The organism is Philodulcilactobacillus myokonensis, from assembly GCF_027923585.1.
Taxonomy (GTDB): domain Bacteria; phylum Bacillota; class Bacilli; order Lactobacillales; family Lactobacillaceae; genus Philodulcilactobacillus; species Philodulcilactobacillus myokonensis.
Genome location: NZ_BRPL01000002.1, coordinates 1,350,157 through 1,368,510 on the forward strand (window position 1 = coordinate 1,350,157; position 18,354 = coordinate 1,368,510).

An 18,354-nucleotide genomic window follows, 5' to 3' on the forward strand; every position below is an offset into this window, starting at 1 on the left:
TTACTTTTTAGGGGTTATTTTGATTTATGATTTAATCATCATTATTTAATTTCTTTAACGATGGTCTTATTACTTGAAATGTATTCACCATTGCCAATGTAAAATCTAGTTAAATGACCTAGTTTAACGGCATATTTAACGTGAATTTTAGTTCCAGTCTTCAAGAATCTGACCGTGGTCTGATCATTGAACTGTTTATCACTATAAATATAGGTTCCACCGTTCTTAATGACTTTGACCCTGCGACTATCAGATCCGTCATGACTGTGACGGTAATAAGCATCAGCAACTTTTAGTTGATTAGAAGTAATCCAATTTCCGTCTGCCAATCTGTATACTAATCTTCCAGTACTAGTTCTCCTGAACCCAACGACTCTAAATACGGTTCGGTTCGGTCGAGAAGTCTTCTTGTACCGTTTAATCCGATTACCATTCGTAAATCTAGATGAACTATAAGTGTAGATGGTTCCGATGTTATAAACATAACGTGGAATGACCTGTCTTAAAGCTCTCCTGTATGCCTGACTATAGAACTGAGCATAAACTGAAGATTTATTTGATAAATCAGCAAAGTTATTCATATTCTTCGCATCGCGGGCACCAATCTGACTTCCTGCACGTGAATCATCCTGATAAATTCCATAAGCACGGGCATAAGTCTGTTGATAGAATTTACCATAAGTTGAAGACATCGTATTAAGAACATTCGGATCAAGTTGCTTGCCTTGAATTCCTTGACGATAAGCATCATAAGCGATGTTGTATGCACGACTGGCATTACTTTGACGTGGTCTACCCTGGGTTGCATCAAGTGAACCAGCTTTATAATCTTGAGCTGCTTGATAACCACCACTGTATGAATCATCGTCTTGATAATTATTTGGCAAACCATTCATGCCATCAAGGAAACCATCCCTTGTTCGATCATACGAATCATTAAATGCGGTTTGATAATCCGATTTTTTATTAGCAAGATTAGCAGCATTTTCTGCATCGGGAACACCGTTGATAAATGCCTGTTTTCCTGAAATTTGTCCATTAATCTTATCCATATTCTTTGGTGGAACTTGATTAGATAAGAATTGTTGATATCCAGATTTATTAGCAAAGATATTCTTTTTAGCATCGGGACTATTGGTATCACCGGATAATCCGGCTTTATATGCTTTCTGAGCATCAGCATAAGCTGATTTTTCAGGTTCATTTGGATAGTTCTTCGAATTATCTTTACCAGACTTAGCATCATCAATCCCGGCTTTAGCAGCTGCACCGGTCTTATTAGCAACTGGATTTAATTTAGCATCCTCGCCACTTGTATCACCAGATAGCCCAGCATGGTATGCTTTTTGAGCATTCTCATAAGCGGTTTTTTCCGGACCATCAGGATATTTCTTCGAATTATCCTGACCCATCGGAGCATCGTCCATGCCGGCTTTAGCAGCGTTACCAGTTGAGTTAGCAGTCGGATCAAGTTTGGCAGTTGCACTGCTGGTATCACCATTTTGACCAGCTTGATATGCTTTCTGGGCATTTTCATAGGCGGTCTTTTCTGGATCATTTGGATAGTGCTTTGAATTATCTTGCCCGGCTTGGGCATCGTTCATTCCAGAAGTCGCAGCAGCACCAGCAGCGTTGGCAGCTGAATTAGATTTAGCAGTCGCACTATTCATATCACCTGATTTACCAGCTCGATATGCCTTTTGGGCATTTTCATAAGCTGATTTTTCAGGATCATTTAGATAATGCTTTGAATTATCTATGCCAGCTTGGGCATCATTGATTCCCGCCTTAGATGCAGCTCCGGCTGAATTAGCAACCGGATTAGATTTGGCAGTTGTGCTGTTGGTATCACCGGTTAAACCAGCTTGATATGCTTTCTGGGCATTTTCATAAGCAGTCTTAGCAGGCCCGTTAGTATAATTTTTAGAGTTATCTTGACCAGTTTGAGCATCATCCATCCCAGCTTTAGCAGCATTACCTGCGGTGTTGGCGTATGGATTCAACTTAGCAGTTGCACTATTCGTATCACCAGATTGGCCGGCTTGATATGCCTTTTGAGCATTTTCATAAGCGGTCTTTTCCGGATCATTTGGATAATTTCTGGAATTATCTTGGCCGGCTTGAGCATCAGCAAGTCCTTCTTTAGCGGCATTACCGGCAGCATTAGCAGTTGGATTTAATTTAGCAGTTGCACTATTTGTATCACCGGTTTGGCCAGCATTATATGCTTTTTGGGCATTGGCATAAGCAGTCTTTTCAGGGTCGTTTGGATATTTATTCGGATCATTAACACCAGCTTGCGCGTCATCCATTCCTGCCTTAGCAGCATTTCCGGTTGCATTCGCATATGGATTTAACTTAGCAGTTGCACTATTCGTATCGCCGGTTTGACCAGCTTGGTATGCCTTTTGGGCATTGGCATAAGCGGTCTTCTCGGGTTCATTTGGATAATTCTTTGAATTATCTTGACCAGCTTGCGCATCGTCCATTCCGGCCTTTACGGCATTACCGGCAGCATTCGCATACGGATTGGACTTGGCAGTTGCGCTGGTTGTATCTCCCGTCTGACCAGCTTGGTATGCCTTCTGTGCATTGGCATAGGCAGTCTTCTCGGGATCGTTTGGATATTTATTCGGATCATTAACACCAGCTTGGGAATCATCCATTCCAGCCTTAGCAGCGTTACCAGCGGCATTCGCATATGGATTAGATTTAGCTGCTGCACTGGTTGTATCTCCCGTTTGCCCAGCTTGATATGCCTTTTGGGCATTGGCATAAGCGGTCTTCTCGGGATCATTTGGATAATTCTTAGAATTATCCTTTCCAGCTTGCGCATCATCCATCCCAGCTTTAGCAGCATTTCCGGCTGCATTCGCATATGGATTGGACTTGGCGGTTGCACTGGTTGTATCACCAGATTGACCAGCTTGGTATGCCTTCTGTGCATTTGCATAGGCGGTCTTTTCTGGATCATTTGGATAATTCTTAGAGTTATCCTTTCCAACTTGCGCATCATCCATTCCAGCTTTAGCTGCATTTCCGGCTGCATTCGCATACGGATTAGATTTTGCATCAGCACTGGTTGTATCACCCGTTTGACCGGCTTGGTATGCTTTTTGAGCATTCTCATAGGCGGTCTTTTCCGGATCGTTTGGATATTTATTCGGATCATTAACACCAGATTGAGCGTCATCCATTCCAGCCTTAGCAGCACTACCAGCTGTATTCGCATACGGATTTAACTTAGCAGTTGAACTGGTTGTATCGCCAGTTTGCCCAGCTTGATATGCTTTTTGAGCGTTAGCATATGCAGTCTTCTCTGGATCATTTGGATAATTCTTGGAATTATCCTGACCAGCTTGAGCATCATCCATTCCGGCCTTTGCAGCTAATCCAGCTGAATTGGCGGTTGGATTTAATTTAGCCATGTCATTATCTTTAGACCCATCTAAACCAGCCTGATATGCTTTTTTAGCATTCGCATATGCAGTCTTCTCTGGATCATTTGGATAATTTCTAGAATTATCCTGACCGTTTTGGGCGTCAGCAATTCCCTGTTTAACCGCAGCACCGGTTGAATTAGCAACTGGGCTTGCTTTGGCAGCGTCAGTATTAGATTTACCATTGAATCCATCTTGATATGCTTGTTTGGCATCAGCATAAGCAGCTTTTTCTGAATCATTTGGATAATTTCTAGAATTATCCTGACCAGTTTGAGCATCGTTAATTCCAGCTTTAGTGGCAAGACCAGTCTGGTTTGCAGTGGTATCACCTTTAGCGGAATCACTAATTGCATCACCAGATAAACCAGCTTGGTATGCATTTTTAGCATTTGAATAAGCTGTACTTGCTGGTTCTGTTTGATAATCTTTAGAATGATTTTGCCCTGTTTTAGCGTCATTTAAACCGGCTCTGGCGGCTAATCCATTTTCATTTGCAACTGAATTGGCTTTCGCAGCATCAGTATTCTTATCACCATTGAATCCAGCATTATATGCTTTTTTAGCATTATTATAAACGGAATTGGCAGGCTCTGTTTGATAATCTTTAGAATGATCTTGACCCGTTTGGGCATCGTCCATCCCAGCTTTAGAAGCTAAACCAGCCATATTGGCAGTTGGATTATCTTTAGCAGCATCACTACCTTTATCCCCGTTTTGACCAGCTTGATAAGCAGCTCTTGCTTTTTCATAAGCTGTCTTCTCGGGATCACTTGAATAGGTAGTATTTTGACCGGTCTGAGCATCAACAATTGCTTGTTTAACAACTGAACCAGTTGAATTAGCAACTGGACTTGCTTTGGCGGCATCGGTGTTTGATTTACCATCTAAGCCATCTTGATATGCTTGTTTAGCATTGGCATAGGCGGATTTTGCCGGATCATCTGGATAATTTCTAGCGTTATCTTGCCCATCTTGGGCGTCGGCAATACCGGCCTTAGTAGCCATCCCAGCAGCATTTGCAGCTGGATCACTTTTAGCTGCATCACTTGATGTTGTCCCATTCAATCCATCTTGGTATGCTTTCCTAGCATTTTCATAAGCTTGAGTTGCCGGACCACTAAAGCTTCCTGAATTATCTTTCTGATTAGATTCAGCATCTTTCAAACCAGCTTGGGCAGCAACCCCAGCTTTATAAGCAAATGGATTGTTAGTTGCATCTGAGTTACTATTATCATTTTTCAAACCGGCTTGATATGCTTGTTTAGCATTGGCATAGGCAGATTTTTGTGGATCGTTTGGATAGTTACCAGAATTATCTTGCCCGGATTGAGCATCTCTAATTCCAGCTTGGGTAGCTACACCAGTATCATTAGCTAACGGATTAGCTTTAGCATCACCACTAGTTGTGTCACCAGATAAACCAGCTTGATATGCCTTCCTAGCATTTTCATAAGCAGTTAATTCAGAACCCTTATAGTTCTTAGGATTATCTTGGTCTTTTTCGGCATCGTTGATTCCTGATTTAGTAACAGCTCCAATTGAATTAGCAACCGGACTTGCTAGTGCATCGGGACTAGTAGTATCACCATTGAATCCATCTTGATATGCCTTTTGGGCTTTTTCATAAGCTGATTGCTCTTCACTGGTCTTATAATCACTGGAATGATGTTGGCCAACTTGAGCATCACTAATTCCATTCTTAGTAGCAATCCCGGCAGCGTTAGCAATTGAATCACCTTTAGCATTATCACCATTACGATCACCTGATAAACCTGCTTGGTATGCACTTTGAGCACGATCATAAGCGATTTTATCTAATCCATTGAGACCGTCGGAATGATTTTGACCAATTTCTGCATCATTCAAACCATTCTTAGCAGTTGCACCAACATTACTAGCGGAGACGTTAGATTGTGCAGCATCACTATTAGGATTACCACTGTATCCTGCTTGATATGCGGCTTTCGCATTGGCATAGGCAGTCTTTTCCGGATCATTTGGATAGTTCTTCGAATTATCTTGTCCGGTTTGAGCATCATTGATTCCGGCTTGTGCGGCAAGACCACTTTGGTTAGCAATTTGGTTAGATTTGGCATCCTTACCACTTGTATCGTTATTTAACCCAGCTTGGTATGCTTTCTTAGCATTATTATAAGCGGTCTGTTCAGGTTCACTATAGCTCGTCTGATGATTAGTCTGAGCATCACTAATCCCCTGTTTAACAGCCGCTCCAATTTTAGCAGCGGTTGGACTCGCATTTGAAGCAGCAGTATTAGGTTTACCGTCAACCCCATCTTGATATGCTTGTTGGGCGTTGGCATAGGCAGTGTGTTCCGGATCATTTGGATAATTCTTTAGATTATCTTGACCAGTTTGAGCATCATTAATTCCAGCCCTAGTAGCCGTTCCAGTCTTAGTTGCTACTGAATCTTTTTTAGCATCATCACTGGTTTGGTTACCATCTAAACCAGCCTGGTATGCATGATAAGCATTAGCGTACACAGTTTTCTGCGGTTCACTATATTTATCAGGATTATAATTTCCAATTTGAGAATCCATTAATCCAGCTTTAGCAGCAGCACCATCGGCACTTGATGTTAAATTCAATTTGCCAGCATCACTGCCAGTTTTACCATCAAATCCAGCTTGGTATGCAGCTTTAGCATTGGCATAGGCTGTCTTTTCCGGATCAGTTGGATATTGGCCCGAATGATCCTGACCAGTTTGAGCATCATCGGTTCCGGCTTTGGCGGCTAAACCGATCGAATTAGCAGCTCCATTTAACTTAGCATTTGAACCGGTCGAATCACCAGAAACACCCGCCTGATATGCAGCTTTGGCATTCGCATAAGCGCTCTTTTCCGGATCAGTTGGATAATTTCCAGAATGGTCTTGACCAGTTTGAGCGTCGTTTACCGCATCTTTAGCAGCTAATCCGGCATAATTAGCAGTCGGGCTATTAAGAGCAGCCTGGCTCTTAGCATTTCCAGCGAATCCGTCGTTGAATGCCTGTTTAGCATTATTATATGCAGATTGTGCTGGATCCGTCTTATATTTACCAGAATTATCCTGGCCATTCTGGGCATCATTAATTCCATCCTTAGTAGCAGCCCCCGCCTGGTTAGCGGTAAAGTCAGATGGATTATTGGTATTACCGGCTAAACCAGCCTGGTATGAATTATGAGCATTCTCGTAAGCAGTTTGGTCAGTTCCTTTATAATTTTTAGAATTATTTTGATTTAATTCAGCGTCCTTTAAACCAGCTTGAGCAGCAAGACCATTAGAATAAGCAGACTTGTTCAAACTAGCATCGGCACTGTTATTTTTACCTGAAGCACCAGCTTGATATGCTTTTTTAGCATTGTCATAGGATGCTTGATCAATGTCATTATAGGTGTTGGCCTGTTTTCGATTAGCTTGGGCATCGTTCACCCCAGCTTGAGCAGCAAGACCGGCCTCATTAGCAGCTAAATTAGCTTTAGCGGTGTCACCATGATCATCGCCATTTTGACCAGCTTGATATGCGGCCTTAGCATTCGCATAGGCAGTCTTTTCTGGATCATTTTGATATTGATTAGAACTATCGTTACCAGTTTGAGCATCGTTAATTCCAGCTCGAACGGCAGCTCCAGTGGAACTAGCAGTTGGATTTAGTTTACCTGTAGCGCTGTCCGATTGATTATTTAAACCGGCTTGATATGCAGCTTTTGCATTATCATAAGCAGCTTTTTCAGATGGATCCGAATAAGCAGTTGATTTTCCGGTTTGAGCATCGGCAATTCCAGTTTTAGCAGCTTGACCAATTTTATCGGCAGTTTGATCTAATTTAGCATTATCAGGATTATCATTATTTAAACCGGCTTGGTATGCCTTTTGAGCATTCTCATAAGCAGTTTTTTCTAAATCACTGTAATTACTTGACGGCTGATTCTGGCCTAATTGGGCGTCGTGCAAACCAGTTTTAGCAGCAGCACCATTCCTAGCGGCAACCGGACTGTTAGCTGCATCAGAATTATTTTGGCCGTTAAAGCCAGCTTGGTATGCCTTTCTAGCATCCTCATAGGCGGCTCTTCTCTGGTCATCTGGATAGCTAGTTGGATTGTCTTGTCCAGCTTGAGCATCCAACATTCCGGCCCTGGTAGCAGCTCCAGTATTATTGGCTAATACGTTTGAACCGTTACTTTTACCATCTAAGCCAGATTGATATGCAGATTGAGCATTCGCATAGGCTGACTTCTCAGGGTCATTTTGATAAGTGTTATGATGCTGATCTAATTTAGCATCATTAATGGCCTTTTGAACGGCAGCACCGGTTGAATTAGCAACAGGACTAGCAATTGCGGTTGGACTCTTTGTATCGTTGTTTAAACCGGCTTGGTATGCGGATTGAGCCTTATTATAAGCATCTTTTTCGGTTTGACTATTATAATTAGGTTCCTTTTGGCCGGTTTGGGCATCGGCAATTCCCTGTTTAGTAGCACTACCAGCTGCATTTGCGATTGAATCAGCAGAATTAGCGGAACTTCCATTAGTTAAACCAGCTTCGTATGCCTTTTGAGCATTTTCATAGGCCGTCTTTTGGATATTATCATAGCCACTATCAGGAGTATCATGGTTCATTTCAGCATCATGGAGTCCTGCTTGGGCAGCAATGGCACTCTTGTAGGCAGTCGGATTATTAGCAGCATCAGTACTGGTGGCGGAATCGCCATTTAAACCAGCTTGATATGCTTTCTTAGCATTTTGATATGCTTCTTTAGCGGTGTCATTGTCATATGACGTTGGATCGGCTTGATTAGACTGGGCATGTAAAATTCCATCCCGAGCAGCAGATCCAGTTTGGCTAGCTAACTGATTAACCTTAGCATTATCACTGTTTGGATTACCTTCCAAACTATCATGGTAAGCTTGTTGAGCATTAACATAGGCAGTCTTTTCAGGATCACTCATTGATTTTGAATTATCTTGACCAAGTTGAGCATCATGGATTGCTTGTTTAACAGCGGCACCCATTCGACTAGCAGTTGGGTTTAACTTCGCATCATTGTCGTTGGGGTCACCCTTTAGGCCAGCAGCATAAGCTTTTTGAGCATTTTGATAAACGGTTTTGGCGGGCCCATTATAATCTTTAGAATTATCTTGACCGGCTTGGGCATCTTTAATTGCGGTCTGAGCAGCACCACCAGTTTTACTTGCATTTGAATCTAATTTTGCATCGGGACTGTTAAGATCACCCTTTTGACCAGCTTGGTATGCCTTTTGGGCATTACTATAAGCAATCTTTTGAAGGTCGCTATAATCACTAGGTGGGGTACTCTTACCAGCTTCAGCATCACTTAAACCTTTTTGAGCAGCAACGGCATTTTTAGCAGCGTCAGGACTGTTAAGTGCATCCTGATTGTTAGGAGTACCTGATAAAACAGCATGATAAGCTTTTTCAGCATTTTCATAAGCTTCTTTTTCTTGCGGGCTATAATTTGAATTGGGCGAATCATTACCAGCTTGAGCATCAAGCATTCCAGTTCTTGTTGCTGCTCCAATTTTACTTACGTATGGATTACTACTATCCGAATTTCCATTCAAGCCAGCTTTGTAAGCACTTTGGGCGTTATCGTAAGCTTCTTTTCGAAGTCCACTATAATTACCAGTATTATTCTGATTTTTCTCAGCGTCTTGGATACTATTTTTAACTGCGGTTCCAACGTCATTGGCAATTGGACTATTGGAATTCGTATTACCGTTCAAGCCAGCTTGATAAGCAGCTTTGGCATTATCATACGCAGTCTGTTGTGATGAATCGGTATACTTATGCTGATTACCAGTTTGGGAATCTTCAATTCCAGTCTTAGTAACGGAACCCATTTGAGCAGCGTTCGAATCTAATTTAGCATCATCTGGATTGTTATTATTTAATCCAGCTTGAAATGCTTTTCTGGCATTTTCATAGGCATCTTTAGCGGCACCAGTATATCCTTTCGGATTATCTTGGGTATTAGACTGGGCGTCTTTTAAACCGTCCTTAGCTGCAACACCATTTTGGTAGGCGGACGGACTATTCTTTTCATTTTGACCATTTGTAACGCCATCGTATCCATCAGTATATGCTTTTTGAGCATCGGAATAAGCTTTAGATGCGGTATCACTATTACTATAGTTACCAGAATGATTTTGCCCTGTTTGAGCGTCGTCCATTCCAGCTTTAGTAGCTGAACCGGTCAAGTTAGCATTTGAATCTAGCTTAGCATCTCCATTATCAGTATTACCATCTAGTCCAGCTTGATATGCTTTTCTGGCATTTTCGTAGGCGTTAGCTGCCGGTCCACTATAATGATTAGAATTATCCTTACCATTAGTTTTAGCATCATTTAATCCTGCTTTAGCAGCAACCCCAGCTTCATTAGCTGCCGGGCTGTTAGTGGCATTAGGACCAGTTGTCGTCCCGTCATATCCAGCCTGATATGCTTTTTTGGCATTAGCATAGGCAGTCTTACCTGGATCAGTTAGATATTGATCAGAATGATTTTGCCCCGTTTGAGCATCACTAATTCCATTTCTAACGGCAATTCCAGTCGCATTCGCATTTGAATCTAATTTAGCGTCTGCTGAATTATTACCTTGATCACCATTTAAACCAGCTTGATATGCTTTCTGAGCATTCTGATAAGCAGTTCGGTCTAAATTCTGATCATTATAATGATTAGCATTATTTTGATTAATTTGAGCATCACTCAAACCTGCTTTAGCAGCAATTCCAGCTGAATTAGCAAACGGGTTTGCTGTTGCAGTTGCACTATTATTATTGCCAGCGAGTCCAGTTTGGTATGCTTTTTGAGCGTTCACATAGGCTGAGTTTTGCGGATCGTTGGGATAGTTTTTAGCAGCATTATTCTGACCAGCTTGAGCATCAGACACTGCTGATCGAACGGCAATTCCTGTGGAATTAGCACCTGGATCAGCTAATGCATCTTCACTTGATGTATCATTCCTTAAACCAGCTTGGTATGATCTTTGAGCATCACTATAGGCTGATTTACCAGGATCGGTTGGATATTTAGAAGCATTATTCGTATTATTTGCAATTGCATCTTTCAAACCATCACGGGCAGCATTACCAACAACATTGGGTGTAACAAATGGCGTCCCAGTTGAAGTCGTATCAATTGGATCACTTCCCTTAATTGGGTTTTCCAATGAATTACTGATATTACCGTTACCCATGGCATCCTTTGTCAAAACCTGTTTTTGATCAGCAACGGAGTAATGAACCTGAACACTAACGCTTGTCTGTGGTTGGCCTGGTAATTGATAACTGAATTTAATTCTTGATCCATTTGGAATATCATTATTAGGTAAATCAATTGAATCCGAATACTGGATGTTTCCAACCTTTGCACCACCGTTTGAAACCCCATTCGGATCAGTATCACCAACTTTATGATTCAAAATGATTGGTTGTCCGTTGGACCCAATAATTGGTTTACCATTAGCATCAACTAACGTTAATTTAACTGAATTTGATGATGTTACTTGTTGACCATCAGAACGGATATCAACATAAATTTTGCCATTATTTTTATTCGTAGTATAAGGGTCATTACTTGGTAAACCGTCCAAGCCTAACGTTCCATTCACGTAATAATTATCTTTTGAACTATAGTTATCCCCAGTATTAGGTTGAACATAAATCTTACCATCAAAGTAGGCATTTGGTGTTGATGAGAATGCTAAGTATTTAGCACCATTCATTGAATCACTAGAATTAACTAATCCAGCTTTATCGAGACTATAATATTTAAGATAACCACCATTAGGTGAAGAAACTTGATAATATGGTCCCTTATAGTTAGTAGTTGCATTTCCGGTATTATTAGTATCATATCGAACTGAATAAGCATTAATTGGACTTGAATACAATGTCCCACTACCTGGATTACCTTTAACCGGTTTGATTTGAAGAATAACACTCAATGGGTTATCAATGTTAAAAGTACCACCATTTTGTAGCAAGGTTGGATTGTTTCCACTACCATCAGTTACAATTTGAAAACTACCACGGTTAGTAACATCCAAAGTTGAACCAACGTTTAAAATGGGGCCGGTATAACTACCTAAATTATTGGCATTTATATTAAAGGAACCTTTATTTTTAATCACAATGGTACCACCATCATAGTTAGATGATATTGGTTGACCATCCATATTAATATTTAAATTACCACCATCAATCGTAATGGAACCACTAACCATATAAAGTGGTTGGGCAGTTCCGGTTCCGTAGTACCCTTTCTTAGGAACGATGGTTAAATTAGCACCCTGGTTGATATTAACTTGTGAATTAGATCCATTAAGGTATAATCCATTTGCACCATTACCACCACTGGCGGCACCGGAACCACTCAATGGAACCAACTTCATATTTGAATCATGATCTAAGGTTAACGTTCCGGACAAATTAACAACGGTTCCACCAGTGGTTGAACCGTAGTAACTACTGCCAGGTTTTAATTCCAAATTATTGGCTTCGAAATTTTCCTGGTTGTTACCGTAAGTTCCTGAAGAACTTCCATTAGCATAGTTAGATGAAGTTGCTCCAGTGGTAGTAGCGCTTTGAAATGGACTAGTATAATTTCCAACTGAAAAAGCATTTAAATGACCGTAAACATTAACGGTTGCATTGGCACCAGCACTACTCATTAATTGGGGACCAACGTAGGTAACATTATCATAATTAATGGTACCGGTCCCCGTTTGAACTTTAACCGGTCCATAATAGTTAGTTCCGTAAGCGGCATTAAAGTTTTTCATTGTAACTGAAGAATTTGAATTACCAAAAGTAAAGCAATAAGATAATCCATTAAAATCAGTATTATGGTTTTGACCATCAAATGTGAGATCAGTTCTATTACTTGTTGAATATCCGACGTATGAATACGTGGTTCCAATATTATAATTAATATCAGTTAAGAAACGAATATTTTTAATGGTTCCGTTAGAAGTAAAAGATGCACCAATTGTTTGAGGGGGATTTCCAACTCCGCTAATTGAATTATTAATTTGTTGAGCATTGGAAACAAACGTCGTTCCATTTTGAACTTTTTGAACAACGTCCGAAAAACCATAGCTGTAATCAATATTAGAAGAATTGCTATTAGTCGGATGGAAACCATTGCTACCATTTCCTAATGATGAGTAGGTAAAGTTATTATTACTGTTAAACTGTTGACCCATTGCCGATTGAGCACCTAAGTATGACTGATCATAAGCGTTGCTAGAATTATTTGCTGGCTTATAAGCACTATATGAACCATTTTTATCTGCACCGTTCCAACGACCAGTTTCAGCATCATAAGCACCCTGTCTAGACAAATAGTGACTGACACCTTGGTTATACGCTAAATTACCTTGAATCGTCGAACCATTTTGGGTTTCAGTCTGATAACCATTTTTAGTTGGATCGTATGGAATCACAACGTTTTGATTATTAGATACACTGGCTTTACCAGTATTTAAATGATTTGGATCCACGCTACTTGGATCGTTAGGATTAGCAGCGGCATTCTTGGTGTAATCTGATGTAGCTTGGGTGCCCTTGGAACTATTCTGTGAATTATATTGACTCCAGGCATCTTTAGCACCATTATAACCATCGATATAGTCTGAATCACTGGTGTTAGCTCCACTAACGCTCTTAGCATCGTCAGAATGAATACTGTTCCAAAATGCATCGGCACCATTATCGGCTTGTGATTGTTGAGCTGAATTTAATGAGGAATTATCAGCAACTAATTTCTTCACATTCGCTGCTAATTTAGCGATTCTTGGATCCTTAGCATTACTGGATGAATTACCAGAACTTTTAATTGCGTTCGAAGAACCAGATAAACTAGGGTTGTCTGAACTCTTTAAATTAGCAGAAGGACTGCCAGCAACACTTTGAGAACCACTTTTCACGTTACTCGTTAAACTAGAAGCATTTGAACTAGTTGTGCTACCAATATGATTGGATGAATTATTAGCCGAACTAGAACTTAATGAACCAGTTGAGCTAGGTGTTGATGAATTAACTGAACTGGTTGAATTAGTTGATGCTGAAGAATTAGAACTAGCATCTGATAATCCGGTTGAATTTTGACTAGCTGAACCTTGTAAATTTCGCGGTTCACTAGATGAACTAGTTGAATCCTTATTTGAAGAACCACTTACATTTGATGGTTCAATTGAATTTGAACTGGATAAGTTTTGTGAATTATTGGATGAATTTGAATTTACATTTGACGAAGTTTCTGAACTATTAGTTGAATTACTGCCAGAACTATCAGCAGATTTTGAATCGTCTGAAGCATTTGATCCGCCCTTTATGACATGTAAGGGCTTCTGATCAGTTTTTACATCAGCTTTGACTGAAATTGAACTTTTTGAAAAGAAATTTGAAATTTCAGATGCAGAAAAGCCACCTAAGGTCGCTAAAGTTGCAACTGATACGACGACCCATTGCTTCTTGACCTTCTTCATTCTTTTCTTATCGTCTACCTTATGAAATTGCCTTTTATTGTATTGCATTAGGATAAACATCCCCATCTATTTCTCAGATTGTAAAAATCATTTATAGGCATTTATAAACAATTCTTATTCATATATACATTTATAATAACATTCTATATCTTTAAATTATAGTAACTAATTTTACTAATATATTAATAAAAAATTAATTATTATTTTTAAAAGGCAATTTTATAAGCTAAACAAAATAAGAAATAATTTTTGATAATAAAAATCAAATGAATTTTACATTAAATCAATCCAAACAAAAAAATGCCTCCGATCAAATGATCGAAGACATTTTTATTTTAAATAATTAAATTGTAATGATTTAAATTACTTTAATGGTTTCCATTGCCAGTTAACTACTTCAGGCATGTCGGTACCATGATCTCTGATGTATTGGTTATGCTTAGCAACTTTGTCATCCATCTTACTAATGAATGATACGCCCTTTTGAGCATAAGCAGGAACATCAGAAACAACTTCTTTAGCTAAGTGGTATCTGTCTAAGTGGTTTAATACACGCATGTCGAATGGAGTGGTAATATCACCATTTTCTCTGTAACCATGAACATGTAAGTTATGGTTATGACGATCGAAGAATAAGTCTTTGACTAAGCCTTCGAAGCCGTGGAATGCGAATACAACTGGTTTATCAGTAGTGAATAATGAATCAAATTCCTTATCACTGATAGCACGAGGGTCATATTTAGGTGAACGTAATTTGAGTAAGTCAACCACGTTAATAAATCTGATCTTCATGTCAGGGAATGCATTATGCAACAATGAAATTGAAGCTAATGATTCTAATGTTGGTTCAACACCAGCAGCAGCGATAACGACATCTGGTTCAGCACCTTGGTCAGTAGATGCCCAGTCAACGTAGCCTAAGCCATTCTTAACTAACTTAGAAGCTTCATCAATTGAGAACCATTGTGGACGTGGGTGTTTAGAAGTAACTAACAAGTTAATTGTTTCGTAACTTCTGAATGCAACGTCACCAACAGCTAACAATGTATTAGCATCAGCTGGTAAGTATTCACGAATGAATGCAGGTTTCTTTTCAGCTAAGTGAGTTAAAAGACCTGGATCTTGGTGGGTATAACCATTATGATCTTGCTGGAATGAAGTTGAAGTATCAACAAAGTTCAATGATGGGTACTTTCTTCTCCATGATTGTTCAGCAGCTTTACGTAACCACTTGAAGTGTTGAGTTAACATTGAGTCAACTACACGACCGAATGCTTCGTAAGTAGCAAAGAATCCATGACGACCAGTAAGAACGTAACCTTCTAACCAACCTTCGTCTTGGTGTTCAGACAATTGTGAATCGATCAAACGACCTTCATGACCAATGTATTGATCATTTGGAGTATGAACTCTTTCCATCCATTGTCTGTTAGTTTTATCAAATACACCATATAGACGGTTAGACATTGATTCATCAGGACCAAAGGCACGGAAGTTCTTAGGGTTAGCCTTCATAACATCACCAAGCCATTTAGACCAGATAATCATATCTTGACCAACAACGGAACCGTGTTGTTTAACGTCAACAGCATAGTCTCTGTAATCAGGTAACTTCAATGGTTCTGGATCGATACCACCATTAGTGATAGGATTCTTAGCCATTCTTTGGTCACCCTTAGGAGCCATGTCTCTAATTTCCTTCTTAACAGTACCATCAGAGTTGAATAATTCTTCTGGTTTGTATGACTTCAACCAGTTAGTGATTAAATCAGCATGTTCCATGTTCTTAGATGAAACTGGTAAAGGAATTTGGTGAGCTCTAAATGAATTTTCAATTGGTTCGCCATCTAAGTTCTTCTTAGGACCAGTCCAGCCCTTAGGAGTTCTTAAGATGATCATTGGCCAAATTGGTTCTTTGGCATCTTCAGCAGTTTCGTTTTCTCTAGCATTCTTTTGGATTGCTTTGATTTCTGGAATAACAGTATCCATTGTCTTAGCCATCTTTTCATGTAATGCCATGTGATCTTCAGGATCACCTTCAACGAAATGAGGATCCCAACCCATACCTTCGAAGTACTTAGTTAATTCTTCATCGGACATCCGAGAAAGAATTGTTGGGTTAGAAATCTTAAATCCATTCATGTTAATAATTGGTAATACAGCACCATCAGTAACAGGGTTAATGAATTTATCTGAGAACCATGATGCAGCTAAAGGACCAGTTTCGGCTTCACCATCACCAATTTCAACGGCAGCAATAACATCTGGGTTATCTAAGATAGCACCAGTACCATGTGATAGTGAGTAACCTAATTCTCCACCTTCATGGATAGAACCTGGAGTTTCAGGGGCAGCATGTGAAGCAACTCCACCTGGGAATGAGAATTGCTTGAATAATTTAGCCATACCCTTTTCATCTTGGCTGATGTTAGGGTAAATTTCAGTATAACTACCATCAAGGTAAGAGTTGGAAACCATAACTTGGCCACCATGACCGGAACCTTCAATGTAGAACATGTTTAAGTTGTACTTCTTAATTGCTCGGTTCAAATGAGCGTAAATGAAGTTTTGAGATACGATGGTACCCCAATGTCCAATTGGTTTAACTTTAACGTCTTTTGCAGTTAATGGTCTCTTCAATAATGGATTGTTACGTAAGTATAATTGGCCAACTGATAGATAGTTAGCAGCACGCCAGTATTTATCTACGCCTTCCAAATATTGTTTAGAATCAAAATCTTCTGACATAAGCACACTCCTTTGTGTGAAATAAATAAAATATGAATATACAAATCCACGGGTCTAATTATACATTATCATGGATAAAAGTTTCAAAATTTTCTTCCCAATTTTAATGAGAAATTAGACCACATTTAAATTAAACAAAGGTATCAATTACTCTATGTTTACTATTAATATGGTAACCTTTTTTCAACAAAAGTCAACCTTTTTACTAATTGATACGGTCCAATTTTTAGATAATTTTTTAACCCCTGATATCATAGGCATCCAAGGGGTTATAAAAATCTATTTTCCAATCATGACGAAGGTATTATACTTCATATATTTATAGTGAAGACGCATATTTGAAACTTCAAAAGGTGTTCCATCATCTAAAAAGAAAATTCCCTCCATCACGCCAACGGGTTCATTCATTTTTAAATTCAAACGCTTTTGGTCCTCAGAATTAGACGGTGCCGCTTTAATCGACATGAATGATCTCGTGACGGTTTTATGGATTGTTTTTTCCAAATAATTAAAAATTGAGCCTGACACAATTTCCTTCGATAGTGTTGGCGTCACCCGAATGGGAATATATCCGGTTTCAATCATAAAGGGTTTGTCTTGAAACAACCGCAAGCGTTTAATTTCGTAGACGAAATCATCGTCCTTCAAAAACAAATCCTGTTTCAAAGCTTCTGTCGTTGGAATGACTTTAAAACTAAGTAATTTAATTTTGGGGGTCATCCCCTTATTTTTCAAACTATCAGTAATGCCCAAATTGGATCCATCGTAATGAAAAATTGTCTTGTTCTTCATATATAATGGATTGATAAAAGTTCCAGACCCACGCTTCTTAAAGATAATGCCCTGGTCGACTAGGACACTCAAAGCCCGTTTAATGGAACTGCGGCTGACATGGTAATGATCACTTAAGCTACGTTCGTCTGGTAATTTTTTATCGGGAAATTGGCCACCATTGATTTTATTTTTTAAATCGTGCATAACAGTACGATAAACTAAATCGGTCATATTTTCTCCTCTAGTTACAGTTATCGAATTAATTATAACAAATTTTGCGATGGTTTTTATTAATTGACGTCTAGCAATCGCTTGTAACGATAATTAATATATCACATAATAGTATGGTAGATTAATTATTGGAGGCGAAATTATGTCAAAAAAGAATAAAAATAAGATCAAAAAGACATTGGTTGAGAAAATGTTGGACCGTGCAAAAGTTCCATACAAACAGTTCGTCTTCCCAACTCACGAAGAAGGCGACGTTGCTCAAATGGATGTCGATCATTCTGGTGTTGATGAACATCATATCTATAAAACACTAGTTCTAGAAGGTAAAAAAACAGGTCCATTAGTTGGTGTCGTTCCATTGGACAATCATTTAGATGAAAAAGAATTGGCTAGGGTTTCTGGCAATAAAAAAGTTGAAATGATTCCACTAAAGAAACTGTTGAAGACTACCGGTTACGCCCACGGTGCGAATACCCCGATTGGGATTTGGGAAAAATTCAAGTACCCGGTCTTCATTGACAAAGAAGCTCAAAAACAAGGTCAAATCATTGTTTCATCAGGACAAATTGGCCGATCCGTTGAAGTCGATGCTGAACAATTAAAGAATTTAGTCCACGCTCAATTTGCCGATTTAGAAATGAAATAA

Annotated in this window: 4 protein-coding genes; 1 reads left to right on the plus strand and 3 read right to left on the minus strand. The window is 39.4% G+C overall.

Translation table 11 applies throughout. The features are described from left to right. Positions 1-41: 41 nt before the first annotated feature. The 3 genes from WR164_RS07050 to WR164_RS07060 all read right to left on the minus strand — a co-directional run bounded on the left by WR164_RS07050 (position 42) and on the right by WR164_RS07060 (position 17,708). Complete coding sequence (locus tag WR164_RS07050; RefSeq protein WP_286136830.1) at positions 42-14,003, minus strand: DUF5776 domain-containing protein; 13,962 nt, start codon at positions 14,001-14,003, stop codon at positions 42-44. A 315-nt stretch (positions 14,004-14,318) separates the two neighbouring features. Further along, entirely contained in the window at positions 14,319-16,703 is a 2,385-nt protein-coding gene (locus tag WR164_RS07055; RefSeq protein ID WP_286136832.1) for a phosphoketolase family protein, read from the minus strand. Between the two features lie 279 nt (positions 16,704-16,982). Then, a complete protein-coding gene (locus WR164_RS07060) occupies positions 16,983-17,708 on the minus strand; it encodes a GntR family transcriptional regulator (RefSeq protein WP_286136834.1) in 726 nt (241 codons plus the stop codon). Between the two features lie 142 nt (positions 17,709-17,850). Between WR164_RS07060 and ybaK the strand changes: the two genes are divergently transcribed. Next, a complete protein-coding gene (ybaK, locus tag WR164_RS07065; protein WP_286136835.1) occupies positions 17,851-18,354 on the plus strand; it encodes a Cys-tRNA(Pro) deacylase in 504 nt (167 codons plus the stop codon).

Excerpts from the sequence above, each read along its gene's own strand:
- ybaK (WP_286136835.1), top strand. The coding sequence starts at position 17,851 with ATGTCAAAAAAGAATAAAAATAAGATCAAAAAGACATTGGTTGAGAAA.
- WR164_RS07060 (WP_286136834.1), bottom strand. The coding sequence starts at position 17,708 with ATGACCGATTTAGTTTATCGTACTGTTATGCACGATTTAAAAAATAAA.
- WR164_RS07055 (WP_286136832.1), bottom strand. The coding sequence starts at position 16,703 with ATGTCAGAAGATTTTGATTCTAAACAATATTTGGAAGGCGTAGATAAA.
- WR164_RS07050 (WP_286136830.1), bottom strand. The coding sequence starts at position 14,003 with ATGCAATACAATAAAAGGCAATTTCATAAGGTAGACGATAAGAAAAGA.